This is a genomic window from Achromobacter veterisilvae (assembly GCF_037619525.1).
Taxonomy (GTDB): Bacteria; Pseudomonadota; Gammaproteobacteria; order Burkholderiales; family Burkholderiaceae_B; genus Achromobacter; species Achromobacter veterisilvae.
The window spans coordinates 4,924,473-4,944,704 of sequence record NZ_CP148753.1 but is presented as its reverse complement, the minus strand read 5'-3'; the positions used below and the strand labels follow the sequence as shown (position 1 = coordinate 4,944,704).

Below are 20,232 nucleotides of genomic sequence, written 5' to 3'. Positions count from 1 at the left end.
TCCAATTCTAATATGAGAATAGTTTTCATTCATAAAGTCGAAGCGGGCAGGATGCGGCACGCAGGGTGCCGCACAAGCCAGGGACGGGAGAAATCGGAATCATGAGCAGGAAAAATCAGGCCGGCGGCGGGCGCGCGCCGGGTTCGCGCACACGGCTGGCCGTGGCGCTGTGCGCGGCGGGTTTCGGGATGGGACCGGCGTGGGCGCAGAGCGGGGATGCCGCCAAAACGATGGAAACCGTGGTGGTGACCGCGTCCGGCTATGAGCAGCAGATCCAGGACGCGCCTGCTTCGATCAGCGTCATCACCCGCGAGGACCTGGACAAGAAGTTCTACCGCGACCTGAACGACGCGCTGGTGGAAGTGCCGGGCGTCATCGTCACCGGCGGCGGCGACCGCCAGGACATCAGCCTGCGCGGCATGGGCCCGAAGTACACCCTGATCCTCATCGACGGCAAGCGCCAGAACTCCCGCGAAACCCGCACCAACTCGGATTCCTCGGGCGTGGAGGGCGGCTGGACGCCGCCGCTTTCCGCCATCGAGCGCATCGAAGTCGTGCGCGGCCCGATGTCTTCGCTGTACGGCTCAGACGCGATGGGCGGGGTGATCAACATCATCACCCGCAAGGTGCCCGACGCCTGGGGCGGCGAGATCCGCCTGGACACCACGATCCAGGAAAGCAGCAAGTCGGGCGATATCTACCAGGGCAACTTCTACCTGGCCGGCCCGATCAAGACCGATCTCCTGGGCTTGCAGATCTACGGCCAGGCGACGCAGCGCGACGAGGACGACATCGTCAGCGGCTTCCGCAAGCGGAACTCCGAAAGCGTGACCGCCAAGCTGGCGCTGACACCCAACCGCGACCACGACATCGTCCTGGAAGCGACCACCATGCGGCAGAAGCTCCAGGAAACGCTGGGCAAGACCGTCGCACCGCTGGCGCCGGGCGAGGCCTGCTCGCGCAACGGATGCCCGGCGTCTTCCGAAACCGACTACCGCAGCAACAAGTGGGCGCTGTCGCACACCGGCCGCTGGGGCTGGGGCGTGTCGGACAGCTACGTGCAGCAGGAAGAGTTCGACAACCGCTCGCGCCAGATGAAGATCAAGAACCTGGACCTGCAGACGAGCTGGTCGCTGCCGCTGGGTTCGCACATGCTGACGCTGGGCGGCAGCTACCTCAACCAGCGCCTGAACGACCAGACCGGCAACCAGTTGGCGGGCGGCCCCAGCAAGGTGGACCGCTACCAATGGGCCCTGTTCGCCGAAGACGAATGGCGCCTGACCGAGAGCTTCGCCCTCACCGCCGGCCTGCGCATGGACGAGGACGAGAACTTCGGCTCGCATTTCAGCCCGCGCCTGTACGGCGTCTGGCACTTGGCGGAACGCTGGACCCTGAAGGGCGGCGTATCCACCGGCTTCCGCGCGCCCGACCTGCGCCAGACGGTGGCCGGCTGGGGCCAGGTCAGCCGCGGCGGCAACATGTACGGCAACCCGGACCTGACGCCGGAAAAGTCGGTGACCGAGGAAATCGGCATTCTGTATGACGACGGCGAAGGCTTCAACGCCGGCCTGACCGTCTTCAACAACGATTTCAAGGACAAGATCACCCGCGTGGCGTGCCCGGCAAGCCAGTGCACGGACGGGCCCAACCAGTTCGGTTCCGACCCCACCACCTACATGAACGTGGACAAGGCGAATTCGCGGGGCGTGGAAGCCAACATGAAGCTGCCGCTGTCGCGCGAATGGTCCCTGACCACCAGCTACACCTTCACGAAGTCGGAACAGAAATCCGGCGAGTACAAGGGCCAGCCGCTGAACCAGTTGCCCAAGCACCTGTTCACCACCACCGTGAACTGGCAGGCGTCGGATGCGCTGCAGGCCTGGGCGCGGGTGAACTACCGCGGCAAGGAAAGCCAGCCCATCACCGGCCCGTCCTCGTCGTCGCTGGTGGCTCCGTCCTACACCTTTGTGGACCTGGGCGGTTCGTACCAGCTCAACAAGACCGTGTCGGTGTACGCCGGCATCTACAACCTGTTCGACAAGCAGGTCGCCTACGACGACTACGGCTACGTCGAAGACGGCCGCCGCTACTGGCTGGGCGTAGGTGTGAAGTTCTGAGACCGGCGGGCGCGCGGCGCCCGCCACATGAAGAGGTACGCATGAAGAAGCAAACGCAAACGGGCCGCGCCCGCCGCTGGTTCGCCCAGGCCGGCGCCGCCCTGGCCCTGGGCGCCGCCACCGCGGTGTGCGCGGCGCAGGCGACGGTGCCGGTGAAGCACGCGCGCGGCGAAACCGCCGTGCCGGCCAATCCGGCGAAGACGGTGGTGATGGACCTGGCCGTGCTGGACACCCTGCACGCGCTGGGCGTGGAGGCGACGGGCGTGCCCAGCGTCGCCAAACTGCCGCCGCAGCTCGAACAGTACGCGGACAAGCGCTACCTGAAGGTGGGCACGATGTTCGAGCCCAACTACGAAGTGATCCATGCGGCCGCGCCGCAGGTCATCTTCGTGGCGGGCCGCTCCGCGCCCAAGTACGACGAACTGGCCAGGCTGGCGCCCACCGTCGACCTGACCGTGGACGCCAAGGACCTGGTCGGCAGCGTCACGCGCAACACGGAAACGCTGGCGGCCATCTATGGCAAGCAGGCCCTGGCCAAGGAAAAGCTGGACGCCCTGCGCGCGTCCATCTCGGCCTTGAACGCCAAGGCGGCCGGCGCCGGCACGGCGCTGATCGTGCTGACCACGGGCGGCAAGATGAGCGCCTACGGCCCGGGCTCGCGCTTCGGCGTGATCCATGACGCCTTCGGCGTGAAGCCCGCGACGACGGGGCTGAGCGTGTCCAACCACGGCCAGGCGATTTCCTTCGAGTTCATCGCCCAGACCGATCCGGACTGGCTGCTCGTGATCGACCGCGACGCGGCCATCGGCCGCGAGGGCGTGTCGGCCCAGCGCATGCTGGACAACGAACTGGTGCGCCAGACCAAGGCCTGGAAGAACAAGCGCGTGGTGTACCTGAACGGCTACAACTGGTACCTGATGGGCAGCGCGGGCCTGACGGCCATGCAGCAGAACGTCGACGAGATCGCGGGCGCGCTGGCGGCAGGCAAGTAGGTGGGTTTGCGGCAGTCGATGGGCGGTTGGGGCGGCCTGGCCGCGGTGGCGGCGCTGCTGTTGCTGCTGTGCGCGGCCAGCGTCAGCCTGGGCGCGGGCCAGTTGTCCTGGGCCGCGCTGTGGGGCGGCGAGGACGCGGAGCGCGCCTGGCGCCTGTTGATGGTCAGCCGCGTGCCGCGCACGCTGGCGCTGCTGCTGGCCGGCATGTCGCTGGCCGTGGCGGGCCTGATCATGCAGATGCTGGTGCGCAACCGCTACGTCGAGCCCACGACGGCCGGCACCGTCGAATCCGCGACCCTGGGCATACTGGTCATCACCCTGCTGGCGCCGGACACGCCCGTGATCGGCAAGATGCTGACGGCCACGGGCTTCGCCCTGGCCGGCACCTTGCTGTTCCTGGCGCTGCTGCGCCGCGTGCCGCTGCGCACGCCGTTCATCGTGCCGCTGATCGGGCTGATCCTGGGCGGCGTGATCCACGCGGCGACCACCTTCGTCGCGTACCGCTACGACCTGCTGCAATCGCTGCACGCCTGGACCACCGGCGATTTCTCGGGCGTGCTGCGGGGGCGCTACGAACTGCTGTGGATCGGCTTCGGCCTGGCCTGCGCCGCCTACCTGGCGGCCGACCGGTACACGGTGGCCGGCATGGGCCGGGAGTTCGCGTCCAACCTGGGCCTGAACCACGCGCGCCTGACCCTGGCCGGATTGCTCATCGTGTCGGCGATTTCGGCGGTGGTCGTCGTGACCGCGGGCGGGATCCCCTTCCTGGGCCTGATCGTGCCCAACGCCGTCAGCCTGATGCTGGGCGACAACATGCGCCGCTCCATCCCCTGGGTGGCCGCCCTGGGCGGGATCTTCGTGCTGGCCTGCGACATCATCGGCCGGCTGGTGATCCACCCCTACGAGATTCCCATCGGCACGGTGGTCGGCGTGCTGGGCAGCATCCTGTTCCTGTGCCTGCTGCGCACCCGGAGGAACCGCCTTGCCTGAGACCGCGACCCTGGCATCGGCGGCGGCATCCGCCGCGCGCTCGCCGCAGGCCTGGCGGCTGGGCCTGCTGGCCGCCGCCGCGCTGGCCTGCATGGCCGCCTTCATGACCCTGGGCGCCAACGGGCAGTGGTCTTTCGTGATCCCGTTCCGCGGCGCCAAGCTGGCGGCGATGCTGCTGGTGGCGTATGCCGTCGCGCTGTCGTCGGTGCTGTTCCAGACGATCACGCACAACCGCATCCTGACTCCGGCCATCATGGGCTTCGATGCCCTGTACCTGTTGATCCAGGCGGTGGTGGTGTTCGGCTTCGGGCAGGCGGCCGCGGCCGCCAGCCATCCGGTGGCCGCCTTCCTGCTGGAAGTCGGCGCCATGACGGCGTTCGCCTGCCTGCTGTTCCGCTGGCTGTTCGCCGACGGGGTGCGCAGCCTGCACCTGATGATGCTGGTGGGCATCATCTTCGGACTGCTGTTTCGCAGCCTGTCGAATTTCGTGGTCCGGCTGATCGATCCCAACGAGTTCCTGGTGCTGCAGGACCGCATGTTCGCCAGCTTCAACAGCGTGCGCGTGAGCCTGCTGCCGATCGCGCTGGCGGCCGTGTGCGCGGCCTCGCTGCTGGTCTGGCGCATGCGGCACCGCTACGACGTGCTGGCGCTGGGCCGCGAGATCGCCGTGAACCTGGGCGTGGACTACCGCCGCACGCTGATGCGGACGCTCGCCGCGATCGCGGTGCTGGTGTCCGTGTCCACGGCGCTGGTCGGCCCGGTGACCTTCTTCGGCCTGCTGGTCAGCAACCTGGCCTACCAGGCCATGGGATCCGACCGGCACCGCTACACCGTTCCCGCCGCGACGCTGCTGAGCGTGATTTTCCTGGTGGGCGGCCAGACGCTGCTCGAGCGCGTGCTGGGCCTGAACACCACGGTCAGCGTGGTGATTGAATTCCTGGGCGGCGTCATGTTCCTCGTCCTGATCCTGCGCAAGGGGCGCCGATGATAGAGATCCAGCAAATCAGCAAGCAGTACGGCGACAGCGTGGTCGTCGACGGCGTCACCCTGTCCCTGCCGGCGGGCGGCGTCACCGCCATCATCGGACCCAACGGCGCGGGCAAATCGACGCTGCTGTCCATGGTCAGCCGCCTGCTGCCCATGTCCGCGGGCCGGGTGCTGGTCGACGGCCTGGACGTGACGAAGGCCGACAGCCGCGAGCTGGCGCGCCGCCTGTCCATCCTGCGGCAGGACAACCACCTGCCGCTGCGGTTGACGGTGAAAGACCTGGTGGCGTTCGGCCGCTATCCGCACACCGGCGGCCGCCTGACGCTGGACGACAAGGGCCACATCGACCGCGCCATCGCCTACCTGAACCTGGAGCTCCTGGCCGACCGCTACCTGGACGAGATGTCCGGCGGGCAGCGCCAGCGCGCCTTCGTCGCGATGGTGCTGTGCCAGGACACCCGCTACGTCCTCCTGGACGAGCCGCTGAACAGCCTGGACATGAAGCACGCCGTCGCCATGATGGGCACCCTGCGCCGGGCGGCCGACGAACTGGGCAAGACCGTGGTGCTGGTCCTGCACGACATCAATTTCGCGTCCACCTACGCGGACCGCATCGTCGCGATGCGGACGGGCCGCATCGCGCATCAGGGAACGCCCGCCGAACTGGTGCGGGCGGAAGTCCTGAGCGAACTGTACGAACTGCCGATCGAGGTGCACGAGATCGGGGGCCGGCGCATCTGCGTGTACTACCGGCAGGCGGCGCTCAGCGCAGCGGCGATTCCCGGGTGAGGCTGTCGGCTTCCAGCGACGCCAGCGCGTCCAGGAACCGCCACGCGAACGATCCCGGCCCCTCGGCCAGGGCGCCGGCGCGCTGGCCGGCAAGCGCGAAACACGACAGGGCGGCCACGGCGGCGGCGTAGGGATCGGTCCGCGACACCGCGGCGAACGCGCCGACCGCCGCGGTCAGCGCGCAGCCCGTCGCGGTCACGCGCGGCATCAGCGCGGAGCCGCCCGCGATGCGAACCGAACGCGCGCCGTCCGTCACGAAATCCACCTCGCCGGTGACGGCGACCACGGTGCGGCGCGCCTGCGCGATGGCGGTGGCGGACACCTCGGCCTGCGCCACGGCGTTGCCGGAGTCCACGCCCTTGCCGGCGCTCTGGCCGCCGGCCAGCGCGATGATTTCGGAAGCATTGCCCCGGACGATGGCGGGCCGCAGGTCCAGCAGTTGCGCGACCGCCGCGCGGCGGAAGGCCGTGGCGTGGTGCGCCACCGGGTCCAGCACCCAGGGCGTGCCGGCCTGGCCGGCGGCGCCGGCGGTCAGCAGCATGCTGTCCAGCCAGGGCGCGGACAGCGTTCCGATATTGATCACCACCGCGCCGCTCAGGCGGGCGAACTCCGGCGCTTCCTCGGCGGCGTGGACCATGGCGGGAGAAGCGCCGATGGCCAGCAGCGTGTTGGCCGCGTAGTTCATCGATACGAAATTGGTCAGGCACTGCACCAGGGGCGCGTCGCGGCGCACGGCCTCAAGCAGGTCTTGCGAGATCCGGGCCTGGGCGGCGAGGGAGAGAGGGCGGGCTTGCATGCCGGGCGGTCCTTGCGGGAAGAACGCGCTGGCGGGGAGGGCGGCTGGGCGCGACGCCTGTGTGGCGTACACGCTCGAGGCCGCGGCACCGTCCCTACGCCAGCGTTATCTGGATCAGGTTCGACGGGTCGCCGTGCACTGCGGGCCCGGTCCGGGCCCGCCAACGGATTCTCAGCTTCTTGCCGAAGCTCCCCGGGTGGATTTCCCGTATGTTCCGAGCGCGGGATGGGGTTGTCAAGTTCCCCCGGACGGGCCCATCAGGCGCGAGACGTGTCGAAGGCCAGCAGATTGCGCTTCACGAGGCTCAGCATGTCGGCCAACTGGTGGCGTTGGCCGGCGCTGAGCCCCTGCAGGATGGCTTCGCTCATGACGTCGCTCTTGACGCGCATGCGTTCGATCATGGCGCGGCCTTCCGGCGTCAGCAGTACCAGCTTGGTGCGCCTGTCCTGTTCGTCCGCGCCCCGGCGCACATAGCCCAGCGCTTCCAGGCGATCGACCAGGCCGCCGAGCGCGGCGCGGCCCAGGTCCAGCACGTCGGCCAGGTCGCTTTGCGACATGCCGTCGTGCCGCGACAGGTGCGCCATGACCCACCACTGCGACCGCGTGATGCCTTCGGGCTTCATGACTTCGTCGAAGACTTTGCGGCGCAACCTGGACACATCGTGCATCAGGAAGCCCAGCCGCTGGTCCCAGTTTTCCTGCGCGGTATTGACTGCCTTGTCGGTCATTCAGGCATCCTCCAGCCGGATCAGGCGCTTGCCCATGTTCTTGCCTTGATAGAGATCGGCGATCGACCCCGGCGCGGCGTCGATGCCGTCCAGGATTTCTTCGCGAAAGCGCAGTTTCCCCTCGCGCACCAGCGGCGCCAGCGCAGCGACGGCTTCCTCGTAGCGGTGTTCATAATCCCACACCAGAAAGCCCTGCATGCGCGCCGCCTTGTTGAGCAGATGCCGTTCCACGCGCGGACCCGTCGGCCATGGATCCCAACTGGCCACGGACGCCGTGCCGCAGACGACGATACGGGCGTGCCGGTTGATCAGCGGGATCACCGCATCGCTGATGCGCCCGGCGGTATTGTCGAAGTAGACGTCCACGCCGTCGGGGCAGGCCTGTGCCAACGCCTGCGCCAACTCGGGCGCATGATAATCCACCGCCGCATCGAAGCCGAATTCCTCCACGCACAGCCGCGTCTTGGCCGAGCCGCCCGCGATGCCCACGGCCCTGCACCCCAGGTGGCGGGCCAGTTGCCCCGCGACCGAGCCGACGGCGCCCGCGGCGGTGGAGACGACCACGGTCTGCCCGGCCCGAGGTTCGCCGCAGGCGTTCAGCGCGAAGTAGGCGGTGACGCCGTTCAGGCCCAGCACGCCCAGCGACAGCGACAGCGGCAAGTCGGTCTCCAGCACGCGCCGCCGGATCGCCCGCCCGTCGGTCACGGCATAGTCCTGCCAGCCCAGCATGCCCATCACCAGGCAGCCTTCGGGATAGCGCGGATTGCGCGATGCGACGACCCGTCCGGCCGCGAACGAGCGCATGACCTCGCCGATGGCCACGGGGTCCGAGTAGTTGGCGGCGGCATTGACCCAACCGCGCATGGCCGGATCCACCGACAGGTACAGGTTCCTGACCAGGACTTCGCCTTCCTTCGGTTCCGGCACCGGCGCGGTGCGGATATCGAAGTGCGCGGCCTGCGGAATGCCCAGCGGCCTTTCTTTCAAGATGACCTGCCGATTCACCAGATTCCCGGTCATTGCTTGTCTCCTTGGGGTTGTTCCCAATATTGTATGGATGCATACAGTATGTTAGCGTTCATTTTAACGCGGCCGGCCGGGATGTCCATGGCCAGGCGGGACAAAAGTTCCACGACGCGGCGCCAAGGAGACACGACGATGGCAGGGTTGTACTTCGAGCAGTTCCAGGTCGGGCAATGCTTCCGGCATGACGTGCGGCGTACGGTCACCGAGACCGACAACGTCCTCTTTTCCTCCATGACCATGAATCCGGCCGCCATCCATCTGGACGCGGAATACGCCAAGACCACCGAGTTCGGCCGTCCGCTGGTGAACAGCGCGTTCACGCTGGGCCTGATGGTCGGCATTTCCGTGGGCGACACCACGCTCGGCACCACGGTGGGCAACCTGGGGTGGGACGAGGTGCGCTTTCCCGGCCCCGTGTTCGCCGGCGACACCTTGCGGGTGGAAACGGAGGTGCTGGAACTGCGCGACAGCCGTTCGCGTCCGCAGAACGGCATCGTGGTGTTCGGCCATAGCGCCTACAACCAGCGAGACGAACTGGTCGCCAGTTGCCGCCGCGTGGCGCTGATGCTGCGCCAGGCCGCCTGAAGCCGCCGGCCGGCTTGCGCCGATTTTTCCTTCATTCGAAAGGCAGCCCATGGATTTCGCGCTTACCGACGAGCAGATCGCCATCCGCCACGCCGTACAGGATTTGTGCGCCGGATTCGACGACGATTACTGGACCCGCAAGGACAGGGAAGGCGGTTTCCCCGAGGACTTCTACCGCGCCATGGCGGGCGCCGGCTGGCTGGGCGTGGCCATGCCGGCCGAATACGGGGGGGCAGGCCTGGGCATCCAGGAAGCCGCGCTGATGATGGAGACCGTGGCCGCTTCCGGAGCGGGCATGGCCGGCGCGTCCTCCATCCACATGAATGTGTTCGGGCTGCACCCGGTGGTGGTGCACGGCAGCGACGCGCAACGCGCGCGCTGGCTGCCGCCCATCATCAGCGGCGAGCAGAAAGCCTGCTTCGGCGTGACCGAACCGAATACCGGCCTGAACACGCTCAAGCTGCGCACCCTGGCCGTGCGCCGCGGCGACCGCTACGTGGTCAATGGCCAGAAGATCTGGATATCGACGGCGCAGGTGGCCAGCAAGATTCTGCTGCTGGCGCGCACGACGCCGCTGGACCAGGTGACCGGGCCGACTCAGGGCCTGAGCCTGTTCTACACCGACCTGGACCGCAGCCGCGTCAGCGTGCGCGAAATCGAAAAGCTGGGGCGCAAGGCCGTCGATTCCAACGAGCTGTTCATCGACGGCCTGGAGGTGCCGGTCGAAGACCGCATCGGCGAGGAAGGCAAGGGCTTTTCCTACATCCTGCACGGCCTGAATCCCGAACGGGTCCTGCTGGCGGCCGAGGCGACCGGACTGGGGCGGGCGGCCTTGCGCCGGGCCGCCGCCTACGCCGGCGAGCGGATCGTGTTCGACCGGCCCATCGGCCAGAACCAGGGCGTGCAGCATCCGCTGGCCGAACGCTGGGTGGAGCTGGAGGCGGCCGAACTGCTGTACCGCCGCGCCGCCTGGCTGTACGACCAGGGACAGCCTTGCGGCGCCGAGGCCAACGCGGCCAAGTTCTTCTGCGCCGAGGCGGGTTTCCGCGCCTGCGAGACGGCGGTGCTGACCCATGGCGGCATGGGCTACGCGAAGGAATACCACGTCGAACGGTATTTCCGCGAGGCCGTGCTGCCGCGCATTGCGCCGGTCTCGCCGCAATTGATTCTTTGCTACATCGCCGAAAAAGTACTGGGCCTGCCCAAATCGTATTGAGGAGACAAGCATGCGCAAATCCCCCAAAGTCATCATCACCTGCGCCGTCACCGGCTCGATCCACACGCCGTCGATGTCGCCCTACCTGCCCATCACGCCCAGGCAGATCGCGGACGACGCGGTAGCGGCCGCCGAGGCCGGAGCCGCCATGCTGCACTTGCACGCGCGCGATCCGGAGACCGGCAGGCCCGACCAGGATCCGAAGCTGTTCGCGCAGTTCCTGCCCGAGATCAAGGCCCGCAGCAACGCCATCCTGAACATCACCACGGGGGGCGGCCTGGGCATGTCGCTGGACCAGCGGCTGGCGCCGGCCAAATGGGCGCAGCCCGAGGTCGCGTCCATGAACATGGGATCGCTCAATTTCAATATCGCGGGCGCGGGCGACCGCGTCAGCGAATTCAAATTCGATTGGGAAAAGCCCTATCTGGAAATGACGCGGGATTTCATTCTGTCGAACACGTTCGCGCAGATCGACCGAGGCCTGCGCGAACTGTCGGACCTGGGCACGCGATTCGAGTTCGAATGCTATGACGTCGGCCATCTGTACAACCTGGCGCACTTCGTCGACCGCGGCCTGGCCAAGCCGCCGTTCTTCCTGCAGTGCATTTTCGGCATCCTGGGCGGCATAGGCGCCGACCACGAGAACCTGCTGCACATGCGCACCATCGCCGATCGCCTGTTCGGCGATGACTATTACCTGTCGGTGCTGGCCGCGGGCCGCCACCAGATGCCGTTCGTCACCGCCAGCGCGCTATTGGGCGGAAACGTGCGCGTGGGGCTGGAAGACAGCCTGTACGCGGGCCGCGGCAAGTTGGCCACGTCCAACGCCGAACAGGTCGCGAAGATCCGCCGCATCCTGGAAGAGCTGTCGCTTGAAATCGCGACGCCCGACGAGGCGCGGGCCATGATTCAAACCAAGGGCGGCGACAACGTCGCTTTTTGAGCGCCGCGAGGCGCGCGCAGGAGACGGATGCAATGGATGCTTTGCAAGGGTTGAGGGTGGTGGATTTTTCCAAGGTGCTGGCTGGCCCCTTGTGCACGCAGTATCTGGGCGACATGGGGGCGGAGGTCATCAAGGTGGAGCCGCTCAAGGGGGACGACACCCGCCGCTGGCCGCCGTTCCGGAAAGACGACGGCACGGTGTTCCTGAGCGTGAACCGCAACAAGCGCAGCGTGGCGCTGGACCTGAAATCGCCCGAGGGCCGCGAAGCGGCGCAGCGGCTGATCGCCACGGCGGACATCGTGGTGGAGAGTTTCGGCCCCGGGGTGGCGGCACGGTTGGGTATCGATTACGACAGCGCGGCGGCGCTGCGCCCGGACGTGGTGTATTGCAGTATCTCCGGCTTCGGCAGCAAAGGGCCGCTGAACAAGGGCAAGGGCTACGACGTCATCCTGCAGGCATTCTGCGGCATGATGTCCATCACGGGAGAAGAAGACGGACCGGCGGTTCGCAGCCCGATCTCGCCCATCGACCAGGCCACGGGCATGCACGCCGCCACCGGGATCCTGGCCGCCGTGGTGCGCAAGCTGCGCACAGGCAAGGGCTGCAAGGTCGAGGCGTCGCTGTTCGATACGGCGGTCGGGTTCATGGGCTACGTGATGCAAAGCTACTGGGAGCGTGGCAGCGAGCCGCGCCGCTGGGGCTCGGCCCATGAGTCCCTGTGCCCGTATCAGGTGTTCGAGGCCAGCGACCGCCCCTTGCTGCTGGGCGTCGCGAACGATTCGCTGTGGCGCGCCTTCTGCAACGAGGCCGGCAGGCCCGGCTTGGCGGATGACCCGCGCTATGCCACCAACGCGGACCGTGTGCACAACCGCCGGGAAGTGCTGGAGCTGGTGTCGGAGATTATGCGCGGCGACGACCGGGACGCCTGGATCCGGCGGCTGGCGCGCGCCGGCATTCCCTGCGCGCCCATCCAGGGCGTGGGCGAACTGCTGGCGCACGAGCACATGGCCGCCAGTGAAATGATCCATCGCTTCGCCGATTCGGCGCACGGCGAGCTGAACGTGGTGTCGCAACCGCTGCGTTTCGACGGCCAGCGGCCCAGACCGGCATCGCCGCCGCCCAGAGTGGGCGAGCACACGGGGCAAGTGTTGGCCGAGCTGGGCTACGGCCCGGCCGCCATCGGCCGCTACCTGGACGCGCTGGCGCCGCGGGCCGGCGCGGCGCCAGGGAAGGAGGCCTGAGATGTCCATCGATTTTCAAGAACAGGACGGCGTGGCGCTGATCTCCATCAACCGCCCCGAGAAAAGCAATGCGCTGGACCGCGAGCACTATGACGCCTTGTCCGAGGCCTGGCGCCGGGTCCGCGACGACGACGCGATCCGCGTGGCGGTTATCACCGGAGCGGGAGACCGGGCCTTTTGCGCGGGGGCGGACCTGAAGTCGTTCGTCGGAGCGCCGCCCAGTCTGGCGGCGCTGATGCACACGCAGCAGGGCCAACTGCTGAACCGCGGGCTGGAAGTATGGAAACCCGTCGTCGCCGCCGTCAACGGGCACTGCCTGGGAGGCGGCATGACGCTGCTGTTGGCCACCGACCTGCGGGTGTGCGTGCCCACGGCCACCTTCGGCCTGACAGAAGTCCAGCGCGGCGTCTTTCCGGCCAATGGCGGCACCCAGCGCGTGGCCCAGCAATTGCCGCACGCCATCGCCATGGAAATGCTGCTGCTGGGCGATGCCTTCGACGCCGACGCCGCCAACCGCTGGGGCCTGGTGAACCGGGTCGTGCCGCGCGAGGAACTGCTGCCGGCGGCCATGGCGTATGCGCGCAGGCTAGCCGCCAATGCGCCGCTCGCGGTGCAGGCGGCCAAGGAACTGGCTTTGCGCAGCCGCGATGCCGACCTGGCGACGGGCCTGCGGCTGGAACAGTTGTTCCTGCGCCTGTTGCAGGACTCGCAGGATGTCGCCGAAGGTACGCGGGCATTCGCCGAACGGCGCGCCCCGAGATTTCAAGGACAGTGAGGAGCAAGAAAATGGCATTGAGATCGATGTTGTTCGTCCCCGGGGATAGCGAGCGCAAATTGGCCAAGGCCCCGGCCGCCGGCGCCGACGCCCTGATCCTGGACCTGGAGGATGCGGTGGACGCGGCGCGGCTGCCGGCGGCGCGCGTCATCGTGAGGGAATACCTGGCGGCGCGTCCCGCGTCGGGTCCGGAACTGTGGGTGCGCATCAACCCCCTGGATTCGGGCCTGGCGCTGGACGACCTGGCGGCGGTGGTGAGGTCGGCGCCCGACGCCATTCTGCTGCCGAAAGGCCAGGGCGCGCAGGCCATCGTCACGCTGGACCACTACCTCACCGCGCTGGAAGCGCGCGAAGGCCTGGAGCCCGGCGCCATCGGCATCATGCCGGTTGCCACCGAGACCGCGGGCGCCATGTTCAACCTGGGCGGCTATGCGGATTGCAGCCCGCGCTTGCGCGGGCTGACCTGGGGGGCGGAAGACCTGGCCGCGGTGCTCGGAGCGGCCAGCAATCGGCGCGAGGACGGCGAGTACGACTTTACGTATCAGCTTGCGCGCTCTCTCTGCCTGCTGGGCGCCACCGCGGCAGGCGTGCCCGCCATCGACACGATATGGGGCAATTTCCGGGATACGGAAGGCCTGCGCAAGGACGCGGCGCGGGCGCGGCGCGCGGGCTTCACCGGCAAGATCGCGATCCATCCGGACCAGGTGGCCGCCATCAATGAGGCATTCACGCCCGATCCCGCGGATGTCGAGCGCGCACGCCGTATTGTCCAGGCGTTCGAGCAGGCGCCCGGGGCCGGCACGCTGCAACTGGACGGAGAAATGTTGGACCGCCCGCATCTGAAGCAGGCGATGCGCATTCTGGCCAGCGTCCCGGCCGCAGGCTGAACCCGCTGGGGCGGGACCGACGAAGGTCCTGTCCCGAGCCCACGGCGACCGTCCGGAACAAGGCCGGCGCCTCTTCAAGGAGAGAGACATGATGCGTTCCGTATTCAAGCCGCTATGCGCCGCCGCCTGGCTCGCGCTGACTCTGGCGGGGCCCGCGAAGGCGGCGGACTATCCATCCCAGCCCGTGAAACTGATCACGGCATTCGGCGCGGGCAGCGCCAGCGACATCGTCGCCCGCCTGATCGGCGAGCGCCTGCAGGCGGCCCTGGGGCAGGTCGTGATCGTCGAGAACCGGCCCGGCGCTTCGGGCCAGATAGCCGCCGACATGGTGGCGCGCGCCCAGCCCGACGGCTACACGATCATGCTGGCCACGAACACCACCCATTCTTCCAATCCCTACCTGTACAAGAACCTCCGCTACGACCCGATCAAGGATTTCACGCCGCTGGTGCAGGTCTGCAATTTCCCGTTCGTGCTGGCGGTCAGCGCCAAGTTGCCGATCAACAGCGTCGACGATCTGTTGCGCTACGGCAAAACCAATCCCCAGGGCCTGAACTATGCCTATGGCAACAGCACCGGCCAGATCTCGGCCGCCTCGTTCGACAAGCTGACCGGGCTGAAGGCGACGGCCATTCCCTACAAGAGCACGCCGCAGGCGATGACGGACATCATCGGCGGACGCGCCACGTTCATGTTCGTGGACCTGGCATCGGCCACCGCCCACATCCAGGCCGGCACCTTGAAGGCGCTGGCGGTATCGACCGAGAAACGCAGTTCGCTGGCGCCGAGCCTCCCCAGCGTATCCGAGGCGCTGGGACAGCCCGGGTTCGACCTGGCCGCCTGGGTCGGAATCTTCGGGCCCGCGAAGCTGCCGCCGCCTATCGCCCAGCGGCTGGGCGACGAGCTCTACAAGATCGTGTCGTCGGAAGAGATCAAGGGCAAGCTGGTCCAACTGGGGGCGGAGCCCATGCCGGCGCCGGCGTCGGAGTTCGGACCCTTCGTGGTGCAACAGGAAAAGGTTTGGGGAGACAAGGTCAGGCAGGCGGGCATTCAGCCGGAATGACTCGCCTGCGGGCGAAATCGCGGACGCTGCGCGCCTAGCCGGCGTTGCCGGGCGCCGGTTTACCGCCGGGCGTACGCGGCCACCCGAGGCGGATAAAACCGCCCCAGCCGCAGCCCGCTTCGCAACGCTTGCGCCTACGCTGTCCCGTTTCGGGAGGCGTATATCACAGGCCGTATTTTCTGCATCGCGTTCGTGGCGGGCTCGGGGCTGGTGCAGGTGGCGCCGCGCCTGCCCGGGGCCGGCGCGGCGTGGCTGTTGGCGGGGGCGTGCCTGCTGGCGCTTGCCGCTTTACTGCGCTTGCGCCATGGGGGCGCGAAGGCGTGTTCGGCCCTGGCGCTGGGCCTGTGCGCGGGGCTGCTCAATGCCGGCGCGCGGGCGCAATGGCGGTTGGACGACGGGTTGGGGGACGTCCACCATGACGCCGTATCCCGGCTGGTGCTGCGCATCGCCGAACTGCCGGATGGCGACGAGCGCGGGCAGCGTTTCGTGGCCGAACTGCACGAGCCCGCCGCGCCGGGCGTTCCGTCCCGCATCCAGGTCGCCTGGCAGGCGGCGCCGGGCGCGCAGGCGGGGCTGCCCACGCTGATGCCGGGGCAGGTGTGGCGCATGGCGCTGGTGCTGCGGCGCCCGCACGGCCTGCTGAACCCCGACGGGCCGGACGCGGAAGGGCGTCTCTTCGCGCGGGGCCTGCGCGCGGTGGGCACGGTGCGCGGACAGCCCCGTCTGCTGGCCGACCGGCCGTGGGCGACGCCGGGCGTCGCGATCGAGCGCGCGCGCCACCGCGTCAGGGAGGGTTTGCGCGCCGCGCTGGGCGAGCACCGCTACGCGCCGGTGCTGATCGCCCTGGCGATCGGCGACCAGGCGGGCGTGGCGCGCGAGGACTGGCGCCTGTTCAACCGCAGCGGCATCACGCATCTCGTGTCGATCAGCGGTATGCACGTCACGTCGATCGCCGGCATCGCGGGCCTGCTGGTGGCCGCCATCTGGCGGCGCGCGCGCTGGCGGGGAGTGGGCCTGGCCGAATACGCGCCCGCGCGCGCGGCGGGCGGGGCCGCCGCCGCCATCGCCGCGCTGCTGTATTGCCTGCTGGCCGGTTGGGGCGTGCCGGCGCGCCGCACCTTCTTCATGCTGTCGGTGGTGCTGGCGGCGTCCGTGTCGCGCCTGCCCGTGTCGGCGGACAGGGTATTGGCCAGCGCCGCCGCGGCGGTGGCGGCGCTGGATCCGTGGGCGCCGCTGGCGCCGGGGTTCTGGCTGTCGTTCGGGGCGGTTGCCGTCCTGCTGCGCATCGCGGACGCGCCGTTCGACGCGGAGGCCGGCTGGCAGGCGCGCTGGGCGGCGCGGCTGGCCCAGGCGGCGCGGCTGCAACTCATGGTGACGCTGGGCCTGACGCCGCTGCTGGCGTACCTGGTCCATCAGGTGTCGCTGGGTTCGCCCCTGGCCAATGCCGTGGCGATTCCCGCCGTGACGTTCATCGTGACGCCGCTGGCGCTGCTGTGCGCGGCCCTGTCGGCGGTGCCGGGCGCCGAAGGCATGGCCGCGCTCGCGGGGCGGGCCGGTCTGCATGCGTTCGAGCTGACCATGGCCCCGGTCGCCTGGGTGGGCAACGCCGAGTGGGCCAGCTTTCCGGTGGCCGCGGCGCCCTGGCCGTGGCTGGCGCTGGCGGTGGCCGGCATGGCCTGGGCGTTGCAGGTTCGCGGATGGCCGGGCCGGCGGCTGGGGTGGGCCTGCATGCTGCCCCTGCTGTTCTGGCGTCCGGACAGGCCTGAACCGGGATACTGGCGCATGAGCGCCCTGGACGTGGGGCAGGGCAGCGCCATCCTGGTGGAGACGGCCAGCCAGGCCCTGCTGTTCGACGCCGGGCCGCGCCACCATGGCGGCAGCGACGCCGGCGAGCGCGTGGTCGCGCCCTTCCTGCAGGCGCGCGGCATCCGGCGGCTGGACGTGCTGGTCCTGTCGCACGCCGATATCGACCACGTCGGCGGCGCGCAAGCCGTGCTGGCGGCGGTGCCGGTGCTGCGCGGCTACGCCTCGTTCGACCTGGCGGCGTTCCTGCGGCGCGATGCCCGCCTATGGCCGGATGCGGGCAAGCTGCCAGCCGCCCCGCCGCGCGAGGCGCAGCGATGCCGGCGCGGGCAGCAGTGGGAAGCGGACGGCGTGACGTTCACGTTCCTGCATCCGGCGCGCGACGGCGACGGGGCGCCGGAAGACCGCAACGCGGAAAGCTGCGTGCTGCGCGTGGAAGGCGCGGCCCATTCGCTGCTGCTGACCGGGGACGTGGGCGTGGCGCAAGAGCGCGAACTGGCCGCGTCCGGGCTTCCCGCCACGGACGTGGTGCTGGCTCCGCACCATGGTTCGTCGTCGTCGTCGGGCCGGGAGCTGGTCGCCGCCACGGCCGCCGGCCACGCGATCGCGCAGGCCGGCCACCTGAACCGCTTCCGCCACCCGGCCCGCGCGGTGGAACTGCGGTGGACGCGCGCGGGCGCGGCGTTCTGGCGCAGCGACCGCGACGGCGCGGTGACGGCGCGCTCAGGCCCGGACGGGCTGGAGGTATGGGCCGAGCGGGAGCGCGGGCGGCGGTATTGGCATGGGCACTGAGGGGCCGCCGGCCACGGCGGAGCCAATGGCCCGGCAGGATCCGAACCGGGGCCCCTTCCGCGGGGCGGGATTCAGGGCGCGGAGATGACGCCGCGCTTGGCCAGGGCGTCGACATCGCTTGCGGAAAGCCCCCCAAGATCGATGAGGACTTCGCGGCTGTGCTGGCCGGGAACCGGGGCCGGCGTGTCGTACGCGGCCTTGCTTGCGCTGAACTTGATCGGGAACCCGGGGCCCTGCGCTTCCACGGGAGCCCGTGCCAGCGGATTCCAGAGGGGCGTCATCATTTCACGTTCTTTCAATTGCCCCCATTGCATGGCCTCGCCGATTTCGCGGACCGGGCTGCACGGTACTTTGACGTCGTTGAGGCGCCGTAGAACTTCCGCGGATTCCAATTGCCCGGCCCAGTTCGAAACCAGGGTGTCCACGGCGGCATTGTTGGCCAGGCGCCAGGGAAGACTGTTTATTTGGGCGTTTTCCGCCAAGTCCTCCCTGTCCATTGCCCGCAATAGCGCGTTCCAGTCATCCTGCGTCGCGGCGCCTGCCACGATCCATCCGTCCAGCGTTCGATAAGCGTTGAAGGGCGAAAACCGCATGATCCGATTGCCCTGGCGCAGCGGCAATCCCAACGAGTCATAGCAGTCGAAAGGCTCGTCGAACATCAACGCAAACAGGCAGTCGGCCATTGATACGTCGACCGACTGCCCCACGCCTGTCCGGTTGCGGTACAGAAGGGCGGCGAGGATGCCCGTGGCGGCAAAAGTGCCGGCGATGGCGTCGGATACCGGGGATCCGGCCTTGGCCGGAGGGGCGTCGGGCTGCCCGGTGATGCTCATCATCCCCACGGCGGCTTGAACCATGAGATCGTATGCCTTGAGATGCCGTTCGGCGCCCGTCGAGCCATAGCCCGTCAAAGCGCAATGGACGATTTTCGGATTGACCTCTCGCAGCGCTTCATAGCCGATGCCCAGCCGGTCGGCTACGCCCGCGCTGAAGTTGTCGACCACCACGTCCGCGGACCGGACGAGCCTCATGAAGGCCGCGCGCCCCTCCGGGTCTTTCAGGTTCAGGCAGACCGACTTCTTTCCACGCGCCCGCTTCAGATAGGCGATGCCCATATCGGCCTGCGTCTTGCGGTGGAATGACACGCCTTGCGGGCCGGCAAACGGAGGAGAGAACGCGGTTGGGTCGCCGGTGGCGGGATCGTCGATCTTTATGACCTCGGCACCGAGCCCGGCCAGAAACAGCGTGGCTTGGGGGCCCGAGAAGAAGCGGGTCAAATCGAGCACCACGGTCCCCGTCAGTATTTTTTCCATAAGCTCCACCTGGACTGTCATCTTTTGCCAGTCTAAGCAGAACCTGGAACGGGAACGCCATAGGACTTTCCGCTGGGGGCATACCCGAAAGCTATCGCGCCCGGCGCGCTTACAGCAGGTGCGCTCCCGCCCATCGGCCGGAAGCAACCAGGTCGCGCACCAATTCCGGGATCAGGGCGCCTATGACCTCGGCGGCGGCTCCCATGCCCAGCACGTCCGAATTGCACAAAGACAGCCGCCTGCGCAGCGGCGGCTCGTCAACCGGCCGCACCGACAGTTTTTCGCGAACGCCCGCGCCCACGAGGGCCGACAGCGAGAGGATCGTGGCTGCTTGCCCGCTTTCGACGATGGACTGGATCGTCGACAGGGAATCAAGCTCCATCATGACCGACGGAGTGAGCCCGACGTCGGCAAAGCGGCGTTCGATGATCTGGCGCGTGACGTTCGCCTTCCCTGGCAGCACCAGGGGGATGCGCGCGGCTTCTTCCAGGGACGCCGCCGGCGGCTCGCCCGGGCCCCCGGACGGCATTGCCAGAAGATAGAGGTCTTCGTCGATCAAGGGTATCCATTGGACGTTTGCCGTCCGCGGGACTTCCTTGGGAAGCGATCGGGTTCCGGGCGCCGCTTCAAACAAGAGCGAGATTTCCAGCCGTCCCGTGGCGACCAGTTCCTGCAAATGCCCGCTCAAGCTTTCCACTATCCGGAGCTGGATGTCCGGATACCGCTGTTGGACCGCGGCGATCAGCGGCCCCGCGAGCACGTTCGCCGCGCTGGTCGGGAGGCCCACGGAGACGGGGCCGCCAGGAAGCGCATCGGTGTTCGCCACGTCGTACTTCAATCGTTCGATCTGCCGCAGCACTGCCTGCGCATGTAGATACAAGGCGTCGCCGGCCCGGGTGGGACTCACGCCGCGCACGCTGCGCGCAAGCAGGCGGACGCCGAGCTCCGATTCCAGGTTCGTGATCTGGGAGCTGAGCGCGGGCTGTGCGATGTACAGGTCTTTCGCCGCCTTCGACATGCTCCCGAGTTCCACGATCCTCAAGAAATAGCGTAGCTGTCTGAGTTCCATAAGTCTCTTGCCAATGCGAAGGCGATGTCCCGGCCGGCCATAGATTCGTCATATACCGGGATCGCGATGTCCTATTGTCGCTGGCGATTCAATATCCATACCATGGATCCCAGTCGTTGA

Annotated in this window: 18 protein-coding genes and 1 riboswitch; of the genes, 13 read left to right on the top strand and 5 right to left on the bottom strand. The window is 68.3% G+C overall.

The genetic code is table 11. The features are described from left to right. Positions 1–101 precede the first annotated feature (101 nt). From WHX56_RS22865 to WHX56_RS22845, 5 genes are all read left to right on the top strand, one after another. The gene (locus WHX56_RS22865) at positions 102–2,117 is read left to right on the top strand and encodes a ligand-gated channel protein (protein ID WP_129242134.1); all 2,016 of its coding nucleotides are present in this window, start codon (positions 102–104) and stop codon (positions 2,115–2,117) included. A 41-nt stretch (positions 2,118–2,158) separates the two neighbouring features. Next, positions 2,159–3,109, top strand: a complete 951-nt coding sequence (locus WHX56_RS22860) for a siderophore ABC transporter substrate-binding protein (RefSeq protein WP_129242135.1) — start codon at positions 2,159–2,161, stop codon at positions 3,107–3,109. Between the two features lie 18 nt (positions 3,110–3,127). Further along, positions 3,128–4,099 carry an ABC transporter permease gene (locus WHX56_RS22855; RefSeq protein ID WP_129242236.1) on the top strand — a complete coding sequence of 324 codons (972 nt, stop codon included), beginning with the start codon at positions 3,128–3,130 and terminating at the stop codon, positions 4,097–4,099. A 91-nt stretch (positions 4,100–4,190) separates the two neighbouring features. Further along, the gene (locus WHX56_RS22850) at positions 4,191–5,087 is read left to right on the top strand and encodes an iron chelate uptake ABC transporter family permease subunit (protein ID WP_244235089.1); all 897 of its coding nucleotides are present in this window, start codon (positions 4,191–4,193) and stop codon (positions 5,085–5,087) included. Beyond that, entirely contained in the window at positions 5,084–5,875 is a 792-nt protein-coding gene (locus WHX56_RS22845; protein ID WP_338879103.1) for an ABC transporter ATP-binding protein, read from the top strand. The genes WHX56_RS22850 and WHX56_RS22845 overlap by 4 nt, the downstream gene beginning before the upstream one ends. Here the strand turns inward: WHX56_RS22845 and thiM are convergent. The 3 genes from thiM to WHX56_RS22830 form a co-directional block, all read right to left on the bottom strand. Next, positions 5,850–6,671, bottom strand: a complete 822-nt coding sequence (gene thiM, locus WHX56_RS22840; protein WP_338879102.1) for a hydroxyethylthiazole kinase — start codon at positions 6,669–6,671, stop codon at positions 5,850–5,852. The genes WHX56_RS22845 and thiM overlap by 26 nt on opposite strands. A gap of 73 nt (positions 6,672–6,744) precedes the next feature. Further along, a riboswitch (TPP riboswitch) is annotated at positions 6,745–6,876 on the bottom strand. A gap of 52 nt (positions 6,877–6,928) precedes the next feature. Beyond that, on the bottom strand, positions 6,929–7,399 hold the full coding sequence (locus tag WHX56_RS22835; RefSeq protein WP_129242138.1) for a MarR family winged helix-turn-helix transcriptional regulator: 471 nt from the start codon (positions 7,397–7,399) through the stop codon (positions 6,929–6,931). Continuing rightward, positions 7,400–8,419: an NADP-dependent oxidoreductase gene (locus WHX56_RS22830; RefSeq protein WP_338879101.1), complete on the bottom strand. Its 1,020-nt coding sequence runs from the start codon at positions 8,417–8,419 to the stop codon at positions 7,400–7,402. A gap of 87 nt (positions 8,420–8,506) precedes the next feature. Here WHX56_RS22830 and WHX56_RS22825 point away from each other — a divergent pair, with 87 nt between their 5' ends. From WHX56_RS22825 to WHX56_RS22790, 8 genes are all read left to right on the top strand, one after another. Next, positions 8,507–9,010 carry a MaoC family dehydratase gene (locus tag WHX56_RS22825; protein WP_338879100.1) on the top strand — a complete coding sequence of 168 codons (504 nt, stop codon included), beginning with the start codon at positions 8,507–8,509 and terminating at the stop codon, positions 9,008–9,010. A gap of 49 nt (positions 9,011–9,059) precedes the next feature. Next, positions 9,060–10,226 carry an acyl-CoA dehydrogenase family protein gene (locus tag WHX56_RS22820; protein ID WP_338879099.1) on the top strand — a complete coding sequence of 389 codons (1,167 nt, stop codon included), beginning with the start codon at positions 9,060–9,062 and terminating at the stop codon, positions 10,224–10,226. A gap of 10 nt (positions 10,227–10,236) precedes the next feature. Then, positions 10,237–11,169: a 3-keto-5-aminohexanoate cleavage protein gene (locus WHX56_RS22815; RefSeq protein WP_129242142.1), complete on the top strand. Its 933-nt coding sequence runs from the start codon at positions 10,237–10,239 to the stop codon at positions 11,167–11,169. A gap of 32 nt (positions 11,170–11,201) precedes the next feature. Beyond that, the gene (locus WHX56_RS22810; RefSeq protein WP_338879098.1) at positions 11,202–12,410 is read left to right on the top strand and encodes a CoA transferase; all 1,209 of its coding nucleotides are present in this window, start codon (positions 11,202–11,204) and stop codon (positions 12,408–12,410) included. Between the two features lies 1 nt (position 12,411). Next, on the top strand, positions 12,412–13,185 hold the full coding sequence (locus WHX56_RS22805) for an enoyl-CoA hydratase/isomerase family protein (protein ID WP_338879097.1): 774 nt from the start codon (positions 12,412–12,414) through the stop codon (positions 13,183–13,185). Between the two features lie 11 nt (positions 13,186–13,196). Then, on the top strand, positions 13,197–14,072 hold the full coding sequence (locus WHX56_RS22800; RefSeq protein WP_129242145.1) for an HpcH/HpaI aldolase/citrate lyase family protein: 876 nt from the start codon (positions 13,197–13,199) through the stop codon (positions 14,070–14,072). An 88-nt stretch (positions 14,073–14,160) separates the two neighbouring features. Further along, entirely contained in the window at positions 14,161–15,135 is a 975-nt protein-coding gene (locus WHX56_RS22795) for a tripartite tricarboxylate transporter substrate binding protein (protein WP_338879096.1), read from the top strand. 192 nt (positions 15,136–15,327) lie between these two features. Next, positions 15,328–17,730, top strand: a complete 2,403-nt coding sequence (locus WHX56_RS22790) for a DNA internalization-related competence protein ComEC/Rec2 (protein WP_338879095.1) — start codon at positions 15,328–15,330, stop codon at positions 17,728–17,730. A 71-nt stretch (positions 17,731–17,801) separates the two neighbouring features. Here WHX56_RS22790 and WHX56_RS22785 read toward each other — a convergent pair whose 3' ends face one another. After that, positions 17,802–19,043 carry a CoA transferase gene (locus WHX56_RS22785; protein WP_338879094.1) on the bottom strand — a complete coding sequence of 414 codons (1,242 nt, stop codon included), beginning with the start codon at positions 19,041–19,043 and terminating at the stop codon, positions 17,802–17,804. A gap of 109 nt (positions 19,044–19,152) precedes the next feature. Further along, complete coding sequence (locus tag WHX56_RS22780; protein ID WP_338879093.1) at positions 19,153–20,112, bottom strand: LysR substrate-binding domain-containing protein; 960 nt, start codon at positions 20,110–20,112, stop codon at positions 19,153–19,155. Positions 20,113–20,232 lie beyond the last annotated feature (120 nt).

What these genes read in the sequence shown, in the direction of transcription:
- WHX56_RS22820 (WP_338879099.1), top strand. Translation starts at nt 9,060, where the DNA reads ATGGATTTCGCGCTTACCGACGAGCAGATCGCCATCCGCCACGCCGTA.
- thiM (WP_338879102.1), bottom strand. Translation starts at nt 6,671, where the DNA reads ATGCAAGCCCGCCCTCTCTCCCTCGCCGCCCAGGCCCGGATCTCGCAA.
- WHX56_RS22850 (WP_244235089.1), top strand. Translation starts at nt 4,191, where the DNA reads ATGGCCGCCTTCATGACCCTGGGCGCCAACGGGCAGTGGTCTTTCGTG.
- WHX56_RS22825 (WP_338879100.1), top strand. Translation starts at nt 8,507, where the DNA reads ATGGCCAGGCGGGACAAAAGTTCCACGACGCGGCGCCAAGGAGACACG.
- WHX56_RS22865 (WP_129242134.1), top strand. Translation starts at nt 102, where the DNA reads ATGAGCAGGAAAAATCAGGCCGGCGGCGGGCGCGCGCCGGGTTCGCGC.
- WHX56_RS22815 (WP_129242142.1), top strand. Translation starts at nt 10,237, where the DNA reads ATGCGCAAATCCCCCAAAGTCATCATCACCTGCGCCGTCACCGGCTCG.
- WHX56_RS22845 (WP_338879103.1), top strand. Translation starts at nt 5,084, where the DNA reads ATGATAGAGATCCAGCAAATCAGCAAGCAGTACGGCGACAGCGTGGTC.
- WHX56_RS22855 (WP_129242236.1), top strand. Translation starts at nt 3,128, where the DNA reads ATGGGCGGTTGGGGCGGCCTGGCCGCGGTGGCGGCGCTGCTGTTGCTG.
- WHX56_RS22785 (WP_338879094.1), bottom strand. Translation starts at nt 19,043, where the DNA reads ATGGAAAAAATACTGACGGGGACCGTGGTGCTCGATTTGACCCGCTTC.
- WHX56_RS22810 (WP_338879098.1), top strand. Translation starts at nt 11,202, where the DNA reads ATGGATGCTTTGCAAGGGTTGAGGGTGGTGGATTTTTCCAAGGTGCTG.
- WHX56_RS22835 (WP_129242138.1), bottom strand. Translation starts at nt 7,399, where the DNA reads ATGACCGACAAGGCAGTCAATACCGCGCAGGAAAACTGGGACCAGCGG.
- WHX56_RS22860 (WP_129242135.1), top strand. Translation starts at nt 2,159, where the DNA reads ATGAAGAAGCAAACGCAAACGGGCCGCGCCCGCCGCTGGTTCGCCCAG.
- WHX56_RS22795 (WP_338879096.1), top strand. Translation starts at nt 14,161, where the DNA reads ATGATGCGTTCCGTATTCAAGCCGCTATGCGCCGCCGCCTGGCTCGCG.
- WHX56_RS22830 (WP_338879101.1), bottom strand. Translation starts at nt 8,419, where the DNA reads ATGACCGGGAATCTGGTGAATCGGCAGGTCATCTTGAAAGAAAGGCCG.
- WHX56_RS22805 (WP_338879097.1), top strand. Translation starts at nt 12,412, where the DNA reads ATGTCCATCGATTTTCAAGAACAGGACGGCGTGGCGCTGATCTCCATC.
- WHX56_RS22780 (WP_338879093.1), bottom strand. Translation starts at nt 20,112, where the DNA reads ATGGAACTCAGACAGCTACGCTATTTCTTGAGGATCGTGGAACTCGGG.
- WHX56_RS22800 (WP_129242145.1), top strand. Translation starts at nt 13,197, where the DNA reads ATGGCATTGAGATCGATGTTGTTCGTCCCCGGGGATAGCGAGCGCAAA.